At 69.1% G+C, this 23,601-nt stretch carries 5 protein-coding genes; 4 read left to right on the plus strand and 1 reads right to left on the minus strand.

What is annotated here, in order from left to right:
* Nucleotides 1-18,870 (minus strand): non-ribosomal peptide synthetase, encoded by an 18,870-nt coding sequence (locus QT196_RS07245; RefSeq protein WP_290356621.1) that lies wholly within the window; start codon nt 18,868-18,870, stop codon nt 1-3.
* A 320-nt stretch (nt 18,871-19,190) separates the two neighbouring features.
* On the opposite strand from QT196_RS07245, the gene QT196_RS07250 reads away from it, so the two are divergent.
* Genes QT196_RS07250 through QT196_RS07265 form a run of 4 tightly spaced genes read left to right on the plus strand, consistent with a single transcriptional unit; the run spans nt 19,191 to nt 23,600 of the window.
* Complete coding sequence (locus QT196_RS07250; protein WP_290354614.1) at nt 19,191-20,378, plus strand: pyruvate carboxyltransferase; 1,188 nt, start codon at nt 19,191-19,193, stop codon at nt 20,376-20,378.
* Complete coding sequence (leuC, locus tag QT196_RS07255) at nt 20,378-21,793, plus strand: 3-isopropylmalate dehydratase large subunit (RefSeq protein WP_290354615.1); 1,416 nt, start codon at nt 20,378-20,380, stop codon at nt 21,791-21,793. The genes QT196_RS07250 and leuC overlap by 1 nt, the downstream gene beginning before the upstream one ends.
* Nucleotides 21,790-22,428: a 3-isopropylmalate dehydratase small subunit gene (leuD, locus tag QT196_RS07260; protein ID WP_290354617.1), complete on the plus strand. Its 639-nt coding sequence runs from the start codon at nt 21,790-21,792 to the stop codon at nt 22,426-22,428. Before leuC ends, leuD begins: the two co-directional genes overlap by 4 nt.
* On the plus strand, nt 22,425-23,600 hold the full coding sequence (locus QT196_RS07265; RefSeq protein WP_290354619.1) for a pyridoxal phosphate-dependent aminotransferase: 1,176 nt from the start codon (nt 22,425-22,427) through the stop codon (nt 23,598-23,600). Before leuD ends, QT196_RS07265 begins: the two co-directional genes overlap by 4 nt.
* Nucleotide 23,601 lies beyond the last annotated feature (1 nt).

A 23,601-nucleotide genomic window follows, 5' to 3' on the forward strand; every position in this document is an offset into this window, starting at 1 on the left:
TTACTCCTCGGTCATCCTGCGCAGGCGCGGCCTGCGGGAGGCGGCCATGTCGGTCCATTTGGCCATCAGCCCGGCGACTGTCGGGGTCTCGAACACCAGCCGGATCGGCACTTCGATGCCCAGTTCGGCGCGGATCCGGACGATCAGCCGGGTGGCGAGCAGCGAGTGCCCGCCCAAGAGGAAGAAGTCGTCATCGATGCCGACCCGGTCGACGCCGAGCACCTCGGCGAACAACTCCGCCAGTGCCTGTTCCTGCACGGTGCGCGGCGCGCGGTACTCCACCACCGCATCGAATTCCGGGTCTGGCAACGCCTGACAATCCAGCTTCCCGTTCGGCATCAACGGCACCGCGTCGATCACCATCACTACCGCGGGCACCATGAAGTCCGGCAACCGCTCGCTGGCGAACCGGCGCGCCCCTGCGCCATCGAGCGCATCCGCCCCTCCGGCGGATCCGGCGGACCTGTCCGGCACCACGTACCCGACCAGCTGTTTGCCGCCGCCTGCTGCGAGGTCACGGGCGACCACCACCGCCTGCGCCACCCCGGGATGTGACATCAGGACAGCCTCGACCTCGCCCGGCTCGACACGGAAGCCCCGCACCTTCACCTGGTCATCGGTGCGCCCCACGTACTGGAGCACTCCCGCCGAGGTCCATCGCACCACATCACCGGTGCGATACAACCGGCCACCGGCCGATCCCGAATCGAAGGGATCCGGCACAAACTGCGACGCGGTCAGCCCCGGCCGGCCGAGGTATCCACGCGCCAGCCCCGCGCCCGCGACATACAACTCGCCCACCACGCCGGGTGGAACCGGCCGCAGCCACGAATCCAGCACATACACCCGTACATTCCCCAGCGGGCTGCCGATCGGCACCGGCCCAAGGGCCGGGGCCCTGTCGGTACCCGGATCCGGGACGTCGTACGTCGACGCGTAGAACGTCTCTGTGGGGCCGTAGCCGTTGACTATCTGGATGCCGGGTATCAAGGCCCGGGTGCGTTCAACGACCGCTGGGGTCAGTGGCTCGCCGGCGAAGACGATGGTGTCGGCGGTGACCTTGGTGTCGAGGTGGTGCAGCAACTCGTCGAATGCAGAAGGCGCTGTCGAGAGCACACTGCCCGACCACGCGTCGCGTTCGCCGAGAGCCAGGATGTCACGGACCATCTCCACGCTACCGCCGGCACACAGGGTGGTGAAGATCTCGAAGACCGAGACATCGAACGAGACCGAGGTGCTCGCCAGCACCCGCGGGGAGCGATCGATGCCGAGCAGTGACGCCATCGTGCTGACACTGTTCACCACGTTGTGGTGGGTCATGGCGACGCCCTTGGGCGTGCCGGTGGATCCGGAGGTGTAGATCAGGTAAGCGAGGTTGGTGGGTCGTAGGGTGCCGTTCCGGTGGGCGTCGGTCGGGTCCTGGGTCTTGACGCTCCCGAACTCGTCGACGAACAGGTGCGGTACCGGTGTTTCGGGAAGCCCGCCCGCCGTGGCCCGATCGGTGAGCACGGCCACCGGCGCAGCGTCGGTGAGCATGAATCGCACCCGGTCCACCGGGTAGGCGGGATCGATCGGCAGATACGTGCCACCGGCCTTCAGCACCGCCAGCATCGCCACCACCAGGTGCGCCGACCGCGGCAGCATCAACGCCACCCGCTGTTCCGGCCTGACCCCGCGCTCGATCAGCCAGTGCGCCAGCCGGTTCGCCCGCTCGTTCACCTCCCGGTAGGTCAGCGAGACATCGTCGAAGACCACTGCGACCGCGTCCGGTGTGGCGACGGCCTGCCGCTCGAACAACGCCGGAACGGTCAGCGCCGGCAGCGGCGCCGCCGTGTCGTTGACCTCACGCAGCAACAGGTCCCGCTCGGCCGGCTCCAGCGTGTCCACCGACCTGACCGGCAGGTCGGGGTCGGCCGCCAGTTGCCGCAGTACCCGGCCGAGACGGGCCGCGATGTCTTCCGCCGCACGCCGGCCGAACCAGGTGTCGTGGTACTGCAGGCCCACTCGCAGGTAGGGGGAAGCGTCGGCCGCCACCATCAAGGGGTAGTGGGTGCCGGTCATCGGGCGAATACCGGTGATCGCGATACCCGCGGTCGTATGTGCGTCGGTGATGCCGGCGCGGTCGACCGGAAAGGACTCGAACACGACGAGGGTGTCGAACAGGTTGCCCAGCCCGATCGCTTCCTGGATCTCGGTCAGCCCGTAGGGGTGGTGGTCCATCAGCGCAGCCTGCCGGGCCTGCAAACCGGTCAGCAGCCCGGCGAACGTGTCCCCGGGCGAACACGGCACGCGCACGGGGACGGTGTTGATGAACAGCCCCACCATGGTGTCGGCACCCGCGACAGCGGGGGGCCTACCGGACACGGTGGCGCCGAACACCACATCCTGGCGCCCCGTCAACTGCCCCAGCACCATCGCCCAGGCCCCTTGGACCACGGTGTTCAAGGTGACGCCCAACTCGGCTGCACGCCGGGAGAGTTGGCGGGTGACATCCGCCGGCAGGGGAACCTCGATCTGCCCGTGACCTCCCTGTGCCGCCCCAGGACCGGCGCCGGGGACCAGCGTCGTCGGCTCCTCCAGCTCGAGGAACTCCTTCGCCCACACCCGCGCCGACTCCTCGCGGTCCTGCTGGGACAACCACGCCAGGAAGTCCCGGTAGCTGCGCGCTCGCGGCAGCACCGAGGCGTCTCCGCTGGAACCGTAGAGCCGCAGCAAGTCCTGCATCAGCAATGGCAACGACCATCCGTCGAACAAGGCGTGGTTCGCGGTGAAGACCAGTTCCGAGCGTTCCGGGCCCATCCTGACCAAGGTCATCCGCAGCAGCGGAGAGACGGCCGGATCGAATCGGGTGGCCTGGTCCTCGGCCAGCAGCCGCTCGAACACGTCCTCGCAGTCGCCCTCGGCCAGGTCACTCAGGTCGAGCTCCCGCCACGGCAGTTCCACGCCGTCCAGCACAATCTGCACCAGCCGACCGGTGGAGTCGTTGACGAACGCCGTCCGCAAGTTTGCATACCGGTTCAGCAGGGCCTGCGCCGCTGCCCGCATCCGCCTCGGAACCACCTGGCCGGCCAGGTGGAATACCAGTTGCATGTGGTATGGGTCGGACGAGGTGTCGGCCAGCATGCTGTGGAACAACATGCCGGACTGCAGTGCGGTCAGCGGCCATACGTCGGCCACGCCCGGGTACCGCTTCTCCCACGCTTCGATATCGCTCTGGCTCACCGACACCAGCGACAGATCGGACGGCGTCAACCCGCCCGCACCGGGCTGCGCGGTATGCCAGGCCAATCCATCCAGCGCGGCGCACCACAGATCCGCCAACTTCCGTACCTCACCGCGGGAGAGCACACCCGTGGGGAAGGAGAACACCACAGACAGCCGCGGGCCCTGTTCGGTGTCGATGACGGCCGCGTTCACCTCCAGCGCCGACATCACCGGCATGTCTCCGTCGGGCGTCGGCGATCCGATCCCGGGCACGGGCACGGCTGCCCAGCCGAGGCCGCGCATCGTCTCGGGCATGTCGGCCGCGGTGAACTGGCCGAGGTAGTTGAACCCGATCTGAGCCTCCGGGCAAGCCGCGAGTTCCGCCTCGGTCTGCGGGTTGAGGTAGCGCAGCAGGCCGTAGCCGAGTCCCTTGTCCGGGATCGCCAGCAGCTGTTCCTTGACCGACTTGACGAGATCGGCCGCGGCACCGCCGCCGCCGAGTACCTCCTCCACGTCGATACCGCCCACGTCGAGGCGGACCGGGAACATGCTGGTGAACCACCCCAGCGTGCGCGACAAGTCCGCGCCGGGGACCACCTGCTCCTCCCTGCCGTGTCCCTCCAGCCGGAGCAGGACCGAGGCGTCCTCGGTACCTCGCCACTGCCTGACTGCGAGGGCGAGTGCAGCCAGCAGGCCGTCGTTGACCCCGCCGTGGAACGCCGCAGGCACCGCGGTCAGCAGCGCTTCGGTCGTCGGGGCGGACAACTCCGCCCGCAGGGTGTCCACCGTGGATGTCACGTCCACTGCGGGGTCCAGCCGCCGGGATCCGATCACCGGGTCCGGCCCGCTGAGCAGGTTCCGCCAGATCGGCATCTCGGCGACCCGGCCGGGCCGGGACGCCTCTTCCACGAGTGCGTGCGACCACCGCCGCACCGACGTCGCCACCCGGGGCAGCGCAGTCGGCCGGCCGTCGCGCACCCGTTCCCATGCGGCGGCGAAGTCCGGGAGAAGGATCCGCCAGGACACACCGTCGACGACCAGGTGGTGCAACACCACCAGCAACCAGCCGGGACCCTCATCGTGCTGGAGCCAGACGAACTGCGCCATCGCACCGGCGGCCGGATCGAGCCGGCCGGCGGCCGCGTCCAGTTCCTCCGCCACCCGCCGGTCCCACGGATCGACCGAGTTCCAGTCGGCCAGGTGAATCCACTGCCCGACATCCACCGAGCCCGGCGTACCGACGGTCAGGCCTTCCTCGGGCTCCGAAGACAGCCGGGACCGCAACACGTCGTGGCGCTCGACCACGGCGGCTACCGTCGCCGACAACCCGTCTCTGGTGATCCCCGCCGGCAGGTCGAGCACCATCGACATCGAGAACCGGTCATGACCGCCACCGAGTTCGAGCAGGTACCTGGCGGCCGGCATGAGCGGCATCCACCCGGCACCGCCACCGTCCATCTCCTGCAGGACCGGGCGCATGCCTTCCGCCCTGCTCAGCGCCACGGCCTCGGCCAGCTTGGCCACGGTCCGGCACTCGAACACCTGCCTGGGGGTGACCTCGACTCCCAGTGTTCTCGCGCGGGCGACCACCTGGATCGAGCGGATGCTGTCGCCGCCGATGGCGAAGAAGTCGTCGTCGATCCCGACCATGGCGAGGCCGAGCACCTCGGCGTACACCCCGGCCAGAATCTGCTCTTCGGCTGAGTCGGGGGCCCGGTACTCGTTGCCGGTGAACTCCGGCTCCGGCAGGGCGGCCCGGTCCAGCTTGCCGTTCACTGTCAGCGGCAGCCGGTCCAGCACGACGAACGCCGCGGGCACCATGTAGTCGGGCAGCCGCGCCGAGAGGAAGCCACGCAGCTCCCCCGCCGAGACGCCGGCCGTCAGGTCGACGTCCTCAAGACCGCCGGTCCCGGCCGGCACCACGTAGCCCACCAGTCGCTTGCCGCCGCTCCCGCGCTCGTCGGCGATCACTACGGCCTGCGCCACCCCTGGATACGTGGTCAGGACCGCTTCGATCTCGCCGGGCTCGATCCGGAAACCACGCACCTTCACCTGCGCGTCCGCGCGCCCGGCATACTCCAGTTGGCCGGCGGCGTTCCACCGCGCCAGATCACCGGTGCGGTACATACGCGAGCCCCGGGGGCCGAATGGATCCGGCACGAACCGCTCCGCGGTCAAGCCGGGGCCGCCGTGGTATCCACGGCCGACCAGCCCACCGACGTACAGCTCGCCCACCACTCCCGAGGGCACCGGGGCCAGTCCGGCACCGAGCACATACATCCGCATGTTGGTCAGCGGCCGGCCGACCGGCACGGCGCCCGTACCCGTGCCCGACGGCTCGTACGGCTCCTCCGACCTGGGCACTTCGAACGTGCTGGCGTAGAAGGATTCGCTCTGACCGTATGCGTTGATCAGCCGTGCGTCGGGCAGCGCTTCGCGCACCCGCCGCACCAGACCGGCCCGCAACGCCTCACCGGCGAACACCACCGTGTCCACGGTGGTCGTCTCGGCGATCCGCTCAACCAGGTCGTCGAAGACCGAGGGGACCGTGCTGATCACGCCGCCGGTCCAGCCGGCCCGCTCGTCGAGCACCAGCACGTCCCGCACCAGCTCAACGGTCCCGCCCGTGCACAGCGTGGTGAACAGCTCGAACAGCGACACGTCGAAGTTGACCGAGGTTCCGGCGAGCATGCGTGTCCCGCGCGTCACACCGACCGCCGAGACCAAAGCCAGCACCCCGTTGGTGACGCTCTCGTGGGTGATCCCTACGCCCTTGGGCGTCCCGGTCGACCCGGACGTGTACATCAAGTACGCCAGGTTCCCCGGCCGTATGGTGACCGGAGGCCGGCCCGACTCGCCGCGCAGGTCGCCCAGGTGGAGACGGGGGATGTCCTGGTCCGGCAGCACCGCCTCGGTCTCGGGGTCGGTCAGGATCAACCGCGGGCGGGCGTCGGCCAGTACATATCCCAGCCGCTGGCTGGGATACGCCGGGTCGATCGGCAGATAGGCACCGCCCGCCATGAGCACGGCGAGCATGGCGACCACCAGGTCCGACGACCTCGGCAGCGCGATGGCCACCAGCGTCTCGGGCCCCACGCCCTGCCGGGACAGGGCCTGGGCGAGGCGGCCGGCCCGCGTGCCGAGCTCCCGATAGGTCAGCTCCGTCTCGCCGGACACCAACGCGACAGCGCCCGGTGTCTCGGCGGCACGCTGGTCGAACAGGTCGACGATCGTCAGAGCGGGCAGCGGCGCGGCCGTGTCGTTGAACCCATGGACCAGCCGGTCCAGTTCCCCTGGGGCGAGGATGTCGACAGTGCCGATGCGCTGGGCGGGGTCATCGACGACTTGCCGTAGCACCCGGCCGAACTGGGCAGCGATCCTCTCGACACTGCCCTCGTCGAACAAGTCCGTGGCGTATTCGATCACGCCCGACACGCCACCGCCCTCCGCGTCGGGGGCGAGGTTGAAAAGCAGGTCGAACTTGGCGGTGAGCGCTGGGGTCGGTTCCGCTTCGACCCGCAGCCCTGGCAGTTCGAGATCGAGCGGAGCCGTGTTCTGCCACGCGAACATGATCTGGAACAGCGGGTGGTATGCGGTGGACCGGTCAGGGTTGAGCAGCTCGACCAGGCGCTCGAACGGCGCGTCCTGGTTGTCATACGCCGCCATCGCCTTACCGCGCACCTGCTTCAGGAGTCGGCCGAAGGACGGGTTCCCTGACAGCTCGGCCCGCAGCACCCACGTGTTGACGAAGAAGCCGACCAGGTCCGCCAGCGCCTCGTCGGTACGGCCGGCGATGGGCGAGCCGATGGCGACATCGTCACCACCGCCCAGCTGATGCACCAGCACGGCCAGCGCGGACTGCAGCACCATCGAGGCCGTCGCGCCGGTGCCGCGCGCCAGTTCGTCCACCTTGGCCATCACGTCGGGGTCGACGGCGAACTCGACCCTGCCACCCCGGTGGCTGGCCACCGGTGGCCGGGGACGGTCCGTGGGCAGGGCCAACGGCACAGGTATGTCCGCCAGTTCGCGCTGCCAGTAGCCGAACTGCTCGGCCAGGAGGCTGTCGGGGGCGCTCTCGTCACCGAGCAGCTCCGCGTGCCAGAGCGTGTAGTCGGCGTACTGCACCGGCAGATCAGGCCACTGTGGCGGCCGCCCCTCCCGCCGCGCCGCGTAGGCGAGCGACACGTCACGGGTCAACGGTGCGGCTGACCCGCCGTCCGCGGCGATGTGGTGGATCACCAGCACGAGTACATGCTCGTCGTGCGCGCAGCGGAGCAGGCGCGTCCGGACAGGTATCTCGGTGTACAGATCGAACTCGTGGGCGGCGAGCTCGGCCACGAGGCCGGCCACGTCTTCCTCGGTCACCGGCACCACCGGTATGTCCAGCAGCACCTCATCCGCCGGCAGCACACGCTGGAAGGCGACACCACCCTCGTCCTCGGCGATCAGTGTCCGCAGGCTCTCGTGCCGGCCCAGCACGTCGAGCATCGCCGAACCGAGCGCAGCCACGTCCAGCTCACCGTGCAGCCGCACGGCCAGGGGGAGGTTGTACGTGGCGGAGGGACCCTCGAACCGGTCGATGAACCACATCCGCCGCTGTGCGAACGACAGCGGTATCCGCTCCGGACGCTCCGCCCGCGTCAAGGTGGGCCGCACCCGCGACCCCGCCACGAGGCGGGCCGCCAGCCGCTCGACCGTCGCCGTCTCAAGGACGGTCCGGATCGGGACCTCGATCTCCAACTCGGCTCGGATGCGGCCGACCAGCCGCGTGGCGAGCAGGGAGTGCCCGCCCAGCACGAAGAAATCGTCGTCGATGCCGACCCGGTCGACGCCGAGCACCTCGGCGAACAGCGCCGCCAGGTCCTCTTCCCGGCGTGTCCGCGGAGCCCGGTACTCAGCGCCGGTGAACTCGGGTTCCGGAAGCGCCCTGCGGTCCAGCTTCCCACTGGGCGTCAGGGGGAACCGGTCCTGGAGGACCACGGCCGACGGCACCATGAAGGCCGGCAGCCGCGCTTCGGTGAACGCCCGCAACTCCTCGGCGGTCGCCGGGTCGCCGAGGACCACATACGCCACCAGTTGCGAGGTGGCACCGGTCTGCCGGCTGACGACGACGGCCTGTCCGACCGCTGGGTGCGCTGCCAGCGCGGCTTCGACCTCGGCGGGCTCGATCCGGTAACCGCGGACCTTGACCTGAGCGTCGACGCGCCCGGTGCACTCCAGACTGCCGTCGGCGTTCCAGCGGCCGAGGTCGCCGGTGCGGTACATCCGCGAGCCCGGCGGGCCGAACGGGTCGGCCACGAACCGCTCCGCGGTCAGGCCTGCACGGTGCTGGTAGCCCCGGCCCATGCTCGCGCCGGCGACATACAACTCGCCCGCCACACCCGGTGGCACCGGCGCCAGGCCGGGGCCCAGCACGTACACGCGTACGTTGCCGAGCGGGGTGCCGATCGGCACGGTTCCGGTCGTCTGCCGGTCCGCGTCGGCGGCCACGATGTGCGTGGTCGCATAGAAGGTCTCGCTCTGGCCGTAGGCGTTGACGACCCCTGCCCCGGGCAGGGCCTTGTGGACCTGCGCCACGAGCCCGGCGGGCAGCGATTCGCCCGCGAACACGACCGCGTCGGCACTGACCCGGCCGATCAGCTGGTCCGCCAGCTCGCCGAATGCCGAGGGGACCGTGCTGACCACGCCGCCCGCCCAGCTCTCGCGCTCGCCGAGGACCAGAACGTCGCGAACCACTTCGACGCTGCCGCCGGTGCTCAGCGTCGTGAACATCTCGAAGACCGACACGTCGAATCCGATCGATGTGCCCGCGAGCATCCGCCACCCCGGTGGCACACCCAGGCTGTCGACCAGCCCTGCCACACCGTTGACCACATTGCCGTGGGTGATCGCGACGCCCTTCGGCGTCCCGGTCGATCCGGACGTGTACATCAGGTACGCCAGGTTGTCCGGCTGTGCCCGGTCTGCCGGATCGGTGTCTGCGGTCGCGGTGATCTCGTCGAGCCTCAGCCTGGGTATCGCGGGGCACGGCAGCGTGGGCGAGGTCTTCGCGTCGGTGAGGATCAGCAGCGGGGACGCGTCGGCGAGCACGAAGTCCAGTCGGGCGCCCGGGAAATCCGGGTCGACCGGCAGATAGGCGCCGCCCGCCTTGAGTACCGCCAGGATCGCCACGACCAGATCCGCCGAGCGCGGGAGTGCCACGGCTGTGACGGTCTCCGGCCCCGCGCCCCGCGCGATCAGCGCATGTGCCAGCCGGTTCGCCCGGACGTTGAGCTCCTGATAGGTCAGCGTCGTCGACTCGTCGACCACCGCGACCGCGTCGGGCGTCGCGGCGGCCTGCCGCGCGAACAGCTCGGGAATCGTCAGGGCGGGAACGGGTGTTGCGGTGTCGTTGTACTCGTACAGCAGACGGTCACGCTCCCCCGCCGTCAGGACGTCCAAGACGGCGACCAGCCGGTCCGGTTCACCCGTGAGATTCCGCAGGACGCGTGCGAACCGCGCGGCGATGTCCTCGGCCGCGTCCCGGCCGAACAGTTTCTGCTGGTACTGCAGGGAGAGCCGCAGCTGCGGATCAGCGGCGGCCATCACCGTAAGCGGATAGTGGGTGACCGTGAACGGGCGGATCCCGGTGACCTCGATGCCCGCCACGGCGTTGGCGTCACTGATCCCGACCCGGTCGATGGGGTAGGACTCAAAGGCGACCAGCGTGTCGAAGAGGACGTCCAGTCCGGTCAGCCGGTGGATGTCGCTGAGCCCGTAGTGGTGGTGTTCCAGGAGCGCGGCCTGCTGACTCTGCAACCGGGCCAGCAGCTCGGCCACGGTGTCGGACGGCGCATACCGCACCCGTACCGGCACGGTGTTGATGAACAGCCCGACCATGGTGTCGGCGCCGCCGACAGCGGGGGGCCTGCCGGACACCGTGGCGCCGAACACCACGTCCTGGCGGCCCGTCAGCTCGGCCAGCAGGAGTCCCCAGGCGCACTGCACAATCGTGTTGACCGTGACGCCCAGTTCGGCGGCACGGCGGGACAGCTCCCCGGAGTCCACGGCGGACAGCGCGACGTCGACGTGCCCGATCTCCGGCACGTCCGGTGCAGACCTGGCCGGTGCGGACGCCGCCTGCGCGGCCAGCAGCGTCGGTTCCTCGACCCCGTCGAGCTCGTCGGCCCACACCTCTGCGGACTTGTCGAGGTCCTGGCGGGCGAGCCACTCCAGGAACAGCCGGTAGTCGCGGGATCTCGGCAGCGCCGCCGGATCGCCCACGGTGGCGTAGAGATGCAGCAGTTCCTTCATGAGGATCGGCATAGACCAGCCGTCGAACAGCACGTGGTGCGAGGTGAGCACGAGTTCGGCGCGTTCGGGCCCGGTGCGGACCAGGGTCAGCCGCAGCAGTGGCGGCGTGTCCAGCGCGAAGTGGGTGTTCAGGTCCTCGGCCAGCAACCGCTCCAGAGCCTGGGCGCGCTCCGGGCCGGGTACGGCGCACAGGTCGACGTCCTGCCACGGCAGGGGCACACCGTCGACCACGATCTGCACCGGCTCGCCGGTCGCACCGGTGACGAACCCGGCCCGCAGGCTGGTGTGCCGAGCGAGCAGCGCCTGGCCGGCCGCCCGCATCCGGTCCGGATCGACCCGTCCGGCCAGATGGAAGACCAGTTGGACCTGGTAGGCGTCGAACGACGAGCCGGCGAGCGAGGCGTGGAACAGCAGCCCCGACTGCAGTGGGGTCAGCGGCCAGATGTCGGCGAGACCCGGGTGGCGGGCCTGCCAGGCGTCGATTTCGCGTTGGCTCACCGCGACGAGCGGGACGTCCGACGGGGTGATTCCGCCGGCTCCGGACGAGGTCGCATGGTGCGCGAGCCCTTCCAGTACGGCTTGCCACAGGTTCGCCAGCTCCAGCACCTGGTCGCAGGAGAACACGCCGCGGGGAAAGCTGAAGGTGGCACCGAGGCGCCGCACACCCCCGTCGTAGGCCACGGCCGCGGTCACATCGAGCGCGGACATCGCCGGCATGTCCCCGTCCAAGGGCGCCGAGAGGCCGCCCGCTTCGGGCGCCGGCCCCCAGCCGAGACCACGCGCCGTCTCGGGCATGTCCCCGGCGGAGAAACCGCCGAGGTAGTTGAACGTGATCTGCCCGGTCGGGCACTCCGCGAGTTCCGCCCCCGTCCGCGGGTTCAGATAACGCAGCAAGCCGTAGCCGACACCCCTGTCCGGGATCGCGAGCAGCTGTTCCTTGACGGACTTCATCAGGTCGCCGGCCGCCCGGCCCCCGGAGAGCACCTCGTCGGGATCGACCGCGCCGACGTCGAGCCGGACCGGGAACATGCTGGTGAACCAGCCGACCGTGCGGGACAGGTCCGCCCCCGGGACCACCTGCTCCTCACGGCCGTGGCCTTCGAGGCGAATCAGGACCGAGGGGTCGCCGGTCGCCCGCCACCGCCGGACGGCGACCGCGAGGGCGGCGAGCATCCCGTCGTTGGCCCCACAGCGGAACGCGGCAGGCAGAGTGGTCAGTAGGGCCTGGGTCACCTCGGCGGACAGCTCGATCCGCACACTGTCCAGCGTGGACATGAGGTCGACCGAGGGGTCGAGCGGCCGCGCTCCCAGAACGGGGTCCGGGCCGGTCAGCAGCTGCTTCCACACCGCTGTCTCCGCCGCCCGGCCCGGTCGGCCGGATTCTTCGACGAGCGCGTGCGACCACCGCCGCACGGACGTGCCCGTCGGCGGCAGCTCGGCGGCACGGCCCGCGCGCACCTGGCCCCACGCCTCGGCGAATTCGGGAAGCAGGATCTGCCACGACACACTGTCGACGATCAGGTGATGCAGGACGACCAGCAGCCGGCCAGGGCCTCGGCCGGAACGGAACCAAACGGTCCGAGCCATCACTCCGGACGCCGGCGCCAGTTGCGCCGCCGCGCCACGCAGCTCGTCGGCCAGCAAGCTGTCCCAGAAGTCCCCGGACCAGCCACCGTCCCAGTCAACGCGGCGGATCAGTCCGTCCGCGTCCGCCGGGCTGCCGACGACCAGACCGGCCTCCGGCTCCAGCACCAACCGGGAACCCAGCACATGGTGGTGGTTCAGCACCGCGGTCAAGGTCGCCGACAGGCCGGCCTCGTCGATACCGTCCGGCAGCGCGAGCACCATACTCTGGGCGAACCCCTCATGGCTGCCGCCCTGTCCGAGCACGTACCACGCGATGGGGGGCAGGGGCAGCCATCCCATGGCTCCGCCGTCGAGCTCTTCGAGGGCCGCGACGGGGTTCCCGGCGGCCACGCTGGCCACTTCGGCGAGCCGTGCGACGGTCCGGTGCTCGAACACCTGCCGGGGTGTGATCTCTAGCCCGGCGGTCCGCGCACGGACGGCCACCTGGATGGACCGGATGCTCTCGCCACCCACTGCGAAGAAGTCGTCGTCGACGCCGACCCGGTCGAGGCCGAGCACCTCGGCGTAGATCCGGGCGAGGGTCTCCTCCGTCGCCGAGCCAGGTGCCCGGTAGGAAGCACCGGCGAGTTCCGGATCCGGCAGGGCGGACCGGTCCAGCGTCCCGGTCGCGGTCATGGGCAGCTCATCGAGGACCACGATCGCGGCGGGCACCATGAACTCAGGCAACTGCCGTGCCACGAACGCCCGTAGCTCTCCCACCGTGACACCGGCGTTGAGGTCGATGTCGACGTCGCTGATGCTCGCCGCACCGCTGGTGTCCGCGGGCCCGACAGGTACGACATAGCCCACGAGCCGCCGTTCACCGGAACGGTCCTCCCTGACCACCACAGCGGCCTGCGCGACGCCCGGGTAGCCGAGCAGGGCGGCCTCGATCTCGGCGGGTTCGATCCGGAGACCGCCGATCCGGACCTGTGAGTCGGTCCGGCCGACATACTCCAGTTGCCCGGCACGGTCGTACCGCGCCAGGTCGCCGGTACGGTACATCCGCGAGCCCGCCGGGCCGAACGGATCCGGCACGAAGCGCTCGGCGGTCAGGACCGGACTGCCGCGATAGCCGCGGGCGACGCCCGCCCCGGCCACGTACACCTCCCCCACCGCGCCCTGAGGCAGCGGGCGCATCCCGGGTCCCAGCACATAGGCCCGGACGGTGTCGAGCGGCCGGCCGATTGGCCTTGTCCCCTGGCCCGCGTGGTCCTCGGTGAGCTTCAGGTGGCTGACGTGCACCGGCGTCTCGGCAGAGCCGTACATGGTCACCAGGGCCGGTGCGCCGGACAGTTCGTGCGGGTACCACCCTTCGAGGCGGGCCGGATCGGGCTCTTCGGCAGCGAAGATCACCATGCGTACCGCGGAGCGCAGACGGCGCTCGAAGGCGGTCCGGGCGGACGGGGCCATCTCGTAGAACGTGGCAGGCACCAGGTTGAGGACCGTGACGCCGTCGCAGACCACGAGGTCCCAGAGTGCCTCGGGTGAGCGCTCGACTTCCTTCGGCACGACCACGACCCGGCCACCGTGCAGCAGGGCACCCCACATCTCCCATACCGAGACGTCGGAGGCTGGCGAATGACACCAGGTCCATACATCGTCCGGGCCGAATCCGCACCGGTCCTGCGCCCCCGCGAACAGGGACAGGACATTGCGATGGGTGAGGGCGACGCCCTTCGGCCGGCCCGTCGGGCCGGAGACATACATGAGGCAGGCCAGCCGGTCCGGCCGCACCAGGCTCGGGTCCGGGTCGGCGTCGTCGCGGTCGTCGCCGGGGTGGGCGCCTTCGCCGAGGCAGAGACGGGGTATGTCACCACCAGGCAGCACGGCCGCGGTCACCTCGTCGGTGACGATCACCTGCGGGCGCGCGTCGGAGAGGACGAACTCCGTGCGGATGCCGACGTGTTCGGGATCGATCGGCAGGTACGCCCCGCCGGACTTGAGTACGGCCAGCAGCGCCACGGCCAGTTCGGGCGAGCGTGGCAGGGCGACGGCCACGATGGTCTCCGGGCCGACTCCCCGGCTGATGAGCTCGTGGGCGAGGCGGTTGGCGCGGGTGTTGAGCTCCCGGTAGGTCAGCGTCGTCCGGTCGGCGAGCACGGCGGTGGCCTCCGGCGTCGCGGCCGCCTGTCGCGCCAGCTCCTCGGGGATCGTCGCTTCGGGAACGGGCGTCTGCGCGGCGTTGAGTTCACCGGCGAACCAGTCCTGTTCGCTCGGGTCAAGCACGTCGACGGCCCCGACCGGGCGGGTGGGGTCGGCGACGACCTGCCGGAGGACCCGGACGAAGCGCTCGGCGATCTGCTCGACAGTGGCCCGGTCGAACAGGTCGGTGGCGTACTCGATGCCGCCACGCAGGTGCTGTCCGTCGGGGTCGGGCCCGAGGTTGAACAGCAGGTCGAACTTGGCAGTGCCGGTATGGACCACGTCCCATTCGGCCCGCACACCGGAAAGGTCGAAGCCGGGCAGGGTGTCCTGCCAGGCGAACATCACCTGGAACAGCGGGTGGTACGCGAGCGAGCGATCCGGATTGAGCAGCTCGACCAGCCGGTCGAACGGCGCGTCCTGATGGTCGTATGCCGCGAGCGCCTTGTCGCGAACCTCCTCCATGACCTGCTCGAACGACAGGTTCCCGGCCGGACGGACCCGCAGCACCCAGGTGTTGACGAAGAATCCGACCAGATCCGCCAGCGCCTCATCGGTACGGCCCGCGATCGGCGAACCGATGGTGATGTCATCACCGCCGCCCAGCTGGTACAGCAGCACGGCCAGGGCACTCTGCAAGACGATCGAGGCGGTCACGCCGTGGGCGCAGGCAAGTTCTTCCACCTGGGCCAGCAGCTCCGGCTCGACGGTGAAGTCGAGCAGGTCACCGCGCTGGCTCGCCACCGGCGGTCGCGGGCGATCGGTCGGGAGCAGCAGGGGCTGCGTCACGCCTGCCAGCTCCCTCTGCCAGTACGCGAGCTGACGGCCGAGCAGGCAGTCCTCGTCGGTCCCGTCAGCGAGTAGTTCGCGTTGCCAGAGGGTGTAGTCGGCGTACTGCACCGGCAGTCCCGGCCAGTCCGGAGCGCGGCCGTCGCGCCGGGAGGCGTACGCGGTCGAAAGGTCGCGTCCCATGGGCACCACGGACTCACCGTCGCCCGCGATGTGATGGAGCACCAGGACCAGGACGTGTTCCTCGGTGGAGAGCCGGAGCACCTCCGCCCGTACGGGGAGGTCCCGGGACAGGTCGAAGAGCCGGGCCGCCGATTCGGCCAGGGCGTCGGTGAGCACGCCGGGCCGCACCAGCACGACCGGCAGGTCGATCTCGGCCTCATGCGCGGGAACCAGCCGCTGGTAAGGGATTCCCTGGTCGTCCTCGGTGATCAAGGTCCGCAGCGCCTCGTGCCGCGCGACCACGTCCCGCAGCGCCGCGGTCAGCGCCGCCACGTCCAGCGGGCCGGTCAGACGGAACACGGCCGGAATGTTGTAGGTGGCGGACGGGTTCTCGAACCGGTGCAGGAACCACAGCCGCTGCTGCGCGAACGACAGCGGTACCCGGTCCGGGCGCTGCACCGGCCGCAGCGGCGGGCGCACCCGGGTGCCCGCGTCCAGGTGCTCTGCCAGTTCGGCGACCGTGGGCGCCGCGAACACCACGCCGATCGAGATCTCCACGCCGAGCTCGGCACGGATCCGGTTGGCCAGGCGGGTGGCGAGCAGCGAATGCCCGCCGAGCAGGAAGAAGTTGTCGTCGATGCCGACCCGGTCGAGGCCGATCAGCTCGGCGTACAGGCGCACCAGGATCTCTTCGCGTTGCGTCCGCGGCGCGCGGTAGTCCTCGTGCACGAATTCGGGATCCGGCAGCGCCGCGCGGTCCAGCTTGCCGTTGGGACTCACCGGCAGCTGGTCCAGCAGGACGAAGACCGCGGGCACCATGAATTCCGGCAGCCGCTGCGCGACGAACCCGCGCAGCTCGTCGACGGTCAGGGAGTCGACCGCGGCGACGTAGGCGACCAATTGCTTTCCGCCGCCTGCGCCGGGGTCCTCGCGGGCGACGACCCCGGCGCCCGCGACGCCCTGGTGCGTCTCCAGAACCGCCTCGATCTCGCCCGGTTCGATCCGGAAGCCACGGATCTTGACCTGCTCGTCCGCACGGCCCACGAAGACCAGCTCGCCGGAGGGTGCCAGAGCCACGATGTCCCCGGTGCGGTACATCCGCTCGCCGGCCTCCCCGTACGGGCAGGCGACGAACCGCTCCGCGGTGAGTCCGTGTCTGCCGACGTACCCGCGCGCCAGACCGGAACCAGCCAGGTACAGCTCGCCGGGGCTCCCCGGCGGCACCAACTGCAGAGCCCTGTCCAGCACGTAGACGCGCGTGTTGTCCGTCGGGCGGCCGATCGGGATCTCGTCACCGATTTCCGCACCGGCCTCGACCGAGTGGCAGGTCGCGGCGACGGTCGTCTCCGTCGGGCCGTAGACATTCACCAGCCTCGTCCCGGGGCAGGCCTGCACCGCGCGCCGAACGGTCGCGGGCAGGGCGCGTTCCCCGCCTGTCACCACGTGGGTCAGTCCGGCGAGGGACTTGGCGTCGTTCTCGACGACAAGGTTGAGAAGCGCCGCGGGCAGGCAGACCGCAGTGAGCCGGCCGTCGACGAGCAACTCCGTGAGCGTGGCGATGTCGAGGTCCCCGGGGGGAGCCACGACCACGGTGCCTCCGCGCGTGAGCGGCACCCAGAGCTCGTAGGTCGACGCGTCGAAGGCGTGCGGTGAGCGCAGCAGTACCCGCTCGTGGCCGGACTCCCACCCCCGGTCCAGCACGAAGTCCACCATGTTCCGGTGGGTCACCCCGATGCCCTTCGGCGCCCCCGTCGAGCCCGAGGTGAACATGACGTACGCCAATCGGTCCACGAGGCCGGTGCTGGACACCACTTCGTCCGGCAGCGTGTCCAGACGGTCGAGGAACACCAAAGGACATGCGCCTTCGGGCACGGCACCGGCGTGCTCAGTGCGGGTCAGGGCCAGCACCGGACGGACATCCCGCAGCATGAGCTCCACCCGCTCGACAGGGTGGGCGGGGTCGATCGGCACGTATGCGCCGCCCGCCTTGAGCACCGCGAGCAGCGATGTCACCAGCTCCAGCGATCGGGGCAGCACCACCGCCACCAGAGTGTCTGGGCCGACACCGCGCCGTGTCAGCTCCGCGGCCAGGCGGCCCGCGCGCTCCTCCAGTTCCCGGTACGTCAGCGAGGTTCCGTCGGCGGTGACGGCGACCGCTTCAGGGGTCGCCACAGCCTGTCGCCGCACCAACTCGGGGACGGTCAGCTCAGGTGTCGGCGCCGCGGTGTCGTTGATCTGGGTCAGCAACAGGTCGCGGTGCTCCGGCCGCAGCGCCTCAAGCCGGCCGACGGGGACGTCGGGCCGGTCCACCGCGGCGCGGATGAACGCCACCAGCTCGTCGCAGAGCTGCAGCAGCTCCGCTGATTCGTAGAGCGTGGACGGAGCGTCCATGCGGAGGTACAGGTCGCTGCCCTCACGGCCGTCTCGGTATATGGAGATGCCCAGTTCATCGGCAATGCCCAATGTCCCGAAGTAGAGATGCGCCTTGCTCCCCGCGAAGTCCAGCGCCTTCACGAACGGCATCTCGTTGACTAGGACACCGAACGGGCTTCGCGCTGCGCCGGTTGAGCCCGTGCCGCGCTGGATGTCAGTGATGTGGTGTGTGGAGTGGCTGAACACCACGCGCCGTTCCGCGGCCACCGCTGTGGCTATCTCGGCGAAACTGGACGACAGCGGGACGTGGGCCCGGATCGGCACGATGTTCAGGGTCAGTCCGGGAGTGTGCCTCGTGGCTCCGTGCCGGTTCTTGACGCTGAGCGAGAACATCGGCTCCGCCAGGCCACAGCGCCGGCCGAAGTACAGGGCCGCAGCCGAGGCCAGCAATGTGGACATCCGTACGCCGATGTCCTCAGCCGTCCTCTGCCACTGCGCTGCTTCGGCTCCGGGAACAGTGACAACGCGGCTCACCATCCCAACGGCAGCCGCCAGTTCGGCCCATTTATCCGCCGGGTGAACGCGCTCGTCGAAACCGACGCTCATCAGCCCAGACACGCCGGCTCCGAGGCGCGGCAGCTGGACGGGGGTCGACGCGTCTGCGAGATAGTCCTTCCAGAACTGCGCGTCCTCGGCGAACCGCGGTGATGCCCGATACTGACGGTCCGCGTCGTAAAGCGTCTCCGGACCTTCGAACAGCGCCTCCGGCACCGGCAGTCCGCTATGGAGCGCCGTGTAGACCTCGGCCACCCTGTGCGACAGCATGTCGATCACGCCGACACCATCAGCGACCATGTGGTAGAAGACCACGACCAAGAAGCAACGAGCGGGCGCGAGTTGGATGGTACCGGCCCGGAAAAGGATGTCGTTCGCCAGGTCAAAGGGTTCGCCCGCCACGTCGGTCAGCAGAGCAAGGGCCGCCGCCTCCGGGTCTTCCTCCGTGCTGACATCGACGGCGAAGGGCTCCAGCCGACCGGGGTCCCCAATCACCTGCCGCAGCCCGTCCGCCTCCTCTCGGAAGTTGACCAGGACCGCGTCGCTCTCGCTGAATACGATCCGCAATGCAGCGTGAAGGACACCGAGGTCGATCTCCCCCGCAATATCCCAGAGCAGGGTCGTATTGTTGGAAACCTCTGGTGTCATTTTCTGGGCCAACCACAGCCCTTGCTGCGCCGACGATACACCTAACGAACGCAAAATGACCGTCCCCTCGTACATTGCAAAGCCCACACGGAGTAGACGCGGGCATTCCCCACTCTCACGACCGCAAGACCGACTGGTCAAGGCTGAATAGGCATCGCCGCACACAAAACGAGCCCTCTCGAAGGTCCCGTCCCGTCAACAGGACAGCCCAACGAGGGTCGTTCGCTTACTACCGGCATCTCGACGGCGCCGAACAATGCAACGCTTGACACGGAAGGCCGCACCGAGCAAGGATCATTTCGCATTTCACGTTCGGCAACTATTTCTCCGGCGGTTCGCGTCCTCAACATATGGAGAGATACCAGCCATGTAACAGTGCATGGAGGTAGATTCTCGTGCTGACTCATGAAGGTTTGCCACTGAGAAGAATAAAAATCTTCGATACCACATTGCGCGACGGTGAACAGGCACCAGGAAATGCAATGCGGCCGGAACAGAAACTCGACATCGCATTGGCGATCGAGTCGCTCGGTGTCGATGTGATAGAGGCGGGTTTTCCGAGTTCCTCGCCGAGCGACCGTGAGGCGGCCCGGCTGCTAGCCGAGTCGTTGACCGCCGCTCGCGTCGCCACGCTCAACCGGCCATTACCCGATGACGTCCGCCTTGCCGTCGAGTCGGCCGGCACCGAGCGTCATCACCTGCAGGTGATGGCAACCGGTAGCGAGATTCACCTGAAACACAAGAGGGGCCTCGAACAGGCTGAAGCGCAGGACCAGGTGGTCGACGCAATCGGCTTCGCCAAGTCGCTGGGCGTGAAGAATGTGACGCTAGCCATTGAGGATGCCTCGCGCGGTTCCGATGGCCTGCTCCGGCCGCTGATCACGGAGTCCATAGCGGCGGGCGCAGACACTGTGACGATCGCCGACACAACCGGCTGCATGATGCCTGCCGAGTACGGCCGCCTGATCGTGCGAATCCGGTCCTGGATCCCGGCGGAGATCGTGGTGTCCACGCACTGCCACGAGGATCTCGGCCTGTCACTGGCGAACGCACTGGCCGGAATCGAGGCCGGGGCCGACGAAGTGCAGGCCACGCTGGCCGGGATCGGCGAGCGGGCAGGCAACACTTCGCTGGAGGAACTGATCGCGGTGCTCACATACAACGGTGCGGCGATGGGCGCGACCACCTCCGCGAAAACCGAGGGCCTATACGCCGCGTTCGAGATCCTGTGCCGGGTGATCGGACTGTCCGCCCCGCGCAATAAGGCGATCTTCGGCGTCAATGCCTTCGCCACTCAGGCCGGTATCCATCAGGCCGGTATCCTGCGCGCCCCCATCACCTACGAGTACGTCGAGCCCGCACTGTTCGGCCGGGAACGCACGATCCTGGTCGGCAGGCACTCGGGCCGGGCCGTGCTGCGCTACGTCCTCGACGAGATGAAGCTGCCCCTCGACGAGCAGCTCGTGGACCGCCTCTACGAGGAGCACATCGCGCATCGCACCAACGGTGAGTGCATCGACCTGGCCGGCCTGCGTGGACTCATCGCCGAGAACCACACCATGGGCTCCGGGGCGCAGACCTGATGGCCACGGGAAGGACGCTGATCGAGAAGGTCTGGGAGAGCCATGTCGTGCAGCACTCCCCCGACGAACCGGACCTGCTCTACATCGATCTCCACCTGATCCACGAGGCGAGCTCGCCGCAGGCGTTCGACGGTCTGCGGCTGGCCGGTCGAACGGTGCGACGTCCGGATCTCACTCTGGCCGTCGAAGACCACAATGTCCCCACCGACTCGCTGTTCATCCTGGACCGGATGGGGAAGCAGCAGGTCGAGACCCTGCGCCAGAACTGCGTGGCACATGGCATCGAGCTGTTCCGGCTGGGTGACCGCAGACAGGGAATCGTGCATGTGGTGGCGCCGGAGCACGGGTTCGTCCGGCCGGGTATGTCGGTGGTCTGCGGCGACAGCCACACCTCCACACACGGTGCATTCGGCGCGCTGGCCTTCGGTATCGGGACCTCTGATGTGGAGCACGTGCTTGCCACCCAGACGCTGCCGCTTCCCCGGCCGCGCACCATGGCTGTCGAGTTCACCGGTGTGCTGCCCGCAGACGTGACGCCGAAGGACCTCATCCTGGCCTTGATCGCGCGCATCGGTGCCAACGGCGCGCACGGGCACGTCATCGAGTACCGGGGCCGGCCCATCGAGCAGATGTCGATGGAGGGCCGAATGACCGTGTGCAACATGAGCGTCGAGGCCGGCGCCCGCGCCGGGATGGTCGCGCCGAATCAGGTTACCTACCAGTACCTGAGGGGGCGGCCGGGTATGCCGGAGGGCACAGCGTGGGACGAGGCCGTGGCCTACTGGGAGACGCTGCGTACCGACGAGAACGCTGTCTTCGACAGTGTCGTACGGATCGATGTCTCGGCTCTGACCCCGTTCGTTACCTGGGGCACCAACCCGGGCCAGGCCGTACCCATCGGGGGACGGGTGCCCGCCCCGGAGTCCTTCGCCGATAACCAGCGACGAGCGGCGGCCCAACGTGCGCTCGACTACATGGGGTTGTCGTCCGGCACGGCGATGGACTCCATCGAGATCGACACCGTGTTCATCGGCTCGTGCACCAACGGGCGCATCGAGGACCTCAAGTCCGCCGCCGGAGTGCTGCGTGGCCGCAAGGTGGCTCCCGGCGTAAGGATGCTTGTCGTGCCCGGCTCCACGGATGTACGCGAACAGGCCGAAGCCCAAGGCCTGCACCGCATCTTCACCGAAGCCGGCGCGGAGTGGCGGCTGTCCGGTTGCTCCATGTGCCTTGGCATGAACGCCGACCGGCTGACCGGCCCCACCCGCTGTGTATCCACTTCGAACCGGAACTACGAGGGCCGTCAGGGTCCGCAAGCCCGTACGCATCTGGCGTCGCCCGCGGTCGCGGCGGCGACCGCTGTCACCGGGAGGCTGACCGCGCCGAGTGGCCTGCGGTCGGGGGAGGCGCTGTGAAACCGCTGATGGAACACACCGGGTACGGAGTCGCGCTGCGCCGCAGCGACGTCGACACCGACCAGATCGTCCCCGCCGAGTACTGCAAGCGGCTGACCAAAAGTGGATACGCGGACGTCCTGTTCGCCGGCTGGCGGGAGGATCCCGCCTTCGTGTTGAACCGGCCGGCGAGCTTGGGCGCCAGCATCCTGGTGGCAGGCCACAACTTCGGCACCGGAAGTTCGCGTGAGCACGCCGTGTGGGCGCTGCGGGACTGGGGTTTCGCAGCGGTGATCGCGAGCAGTTTCGGGGATATCTTCCGGCGCAACGCTTTCAAGAACGGTCTGCTCGCGGTCGAGTTGCCGGCACCGGTGGTGGCAGAGCTGGCCGACCTCGTTGATGCAGATCCCCGTAGTGAGATCACCGTGGACCTGGTCGATCTTGAGGTCCGGGCCGGCGGGCTGCGCCACGGGTTCGCCGTTGATCAAAGGGCGCGTTGGCTGCTGCTCGAAGGGCTCGACGAGATCGCGGTCACCTTGGTGAAGGACTGCGCGATCACCACCTACGAGAGGTCGAGGCCGGGCTGGCTGCCTAACATCCGGACCACGTCGCTTCAGCCGGTGCGCAGTTCCACGGCGGAGGTGCAGCCCAGATGACGGACATCGCGATAGCCGCACGCGTCGACAGGCTGGCGCGCAGTGGCCTGTTCAAGCTGCTCGGCGAGGGGCACAGGGAGAAGGTGGTCGACCTCGCCCTCGGCGTACCCGGCGCACCCCTGACTCCACCCAAGCTGATCGAGACGGCCTGTGCAGCGCTGCGGGAGGGCATCAACCAGTACGAGTTGCCGGACGGCAACGTCGAGCTACGGCGTCGGATCGCGGCTGCGTTGCCCACGCCCACTGATCCGCTCACCGAATTAACCATCACGGTCGGTTCCAGCGAGGCGCTTTCCGCGGCCGTTCTGGCCACCGTCAACCCGGGTGACGAGGTCATCGTCTTCGAGCCGTTCTACGAGAACTTCCTCAGCGCGATCGCCCTCGCTGGTGGTGTTCCGCGGCTGGTGCGGGTGGTTGCACCGGATTGGCGATACGACCTTGCCGAACTGCGGGCGGCGTTCGGCCCGCGCACGAAGGCGGTCGTGCTCTGCACGCCGAACAATCCCACCGGCCATATGCTCACTCCGCAGGAATTCGCCGAGATCGCGGAATTATGCGATCACTGGAACGCCATCGTGATCTCTGACGAGATCTATGCGGGGTACGTCTACGACGGAAAGCAGCACGTGTCGGCAGCCGGCGTGCCCGCACTGCGCGAGCGCAGCATCGTCATCGGCAGCCTTTCCAAGAGTCATGCGGTCAGCGGCTGGCGCATCGGCTACCTACGCGCCTGCGCGACGCTGAGCAGCGCCGTTCGCCGGGTACACGAGGCGATCTGCGGTGGTGGCGCGGCCCCCCTGCAGGAGGCGGCCGCGCGCGCCGCCGCGACGGAACCGGATTTCCTCAAGCCGGGCATGGATCTGAGCGTCCAGCGAAACCTGGTGACCCAGATCTTCGACGAGGTCGGTTTTCGCTGTATCCCACCGGACGGCGGGTGTTACGTGATGGCGGACATCCGGCATTTCACCGATGAGGACGGTGAGTCGATGGCCTATCGCGTCGTCCGGGAGGCCGGAGTCATGGTCGCCCCCGGCACGTTCTTCTATTCGGATGACGTTGCGGGCGCACGGCTCGTTCGCGTCGCCTTCAATCGGCAGCTCGAAACACTCATCGAGGCCGAGCGCCGCCTGTCGGTGTACCGGCCGGACGCGCATACCCGATCGTCTCGATGAG

Source organism: Streptomyces sp. P9-2B-2 (assembly GCF_030406865.1).
GTDB classification, from domain to species: domain Bacteria; phylum Actinomycetota; class Actinomycetes; order Streptomycetales; family Streptomycetaceae; genus Streptomyces; species Streptomyces platensis.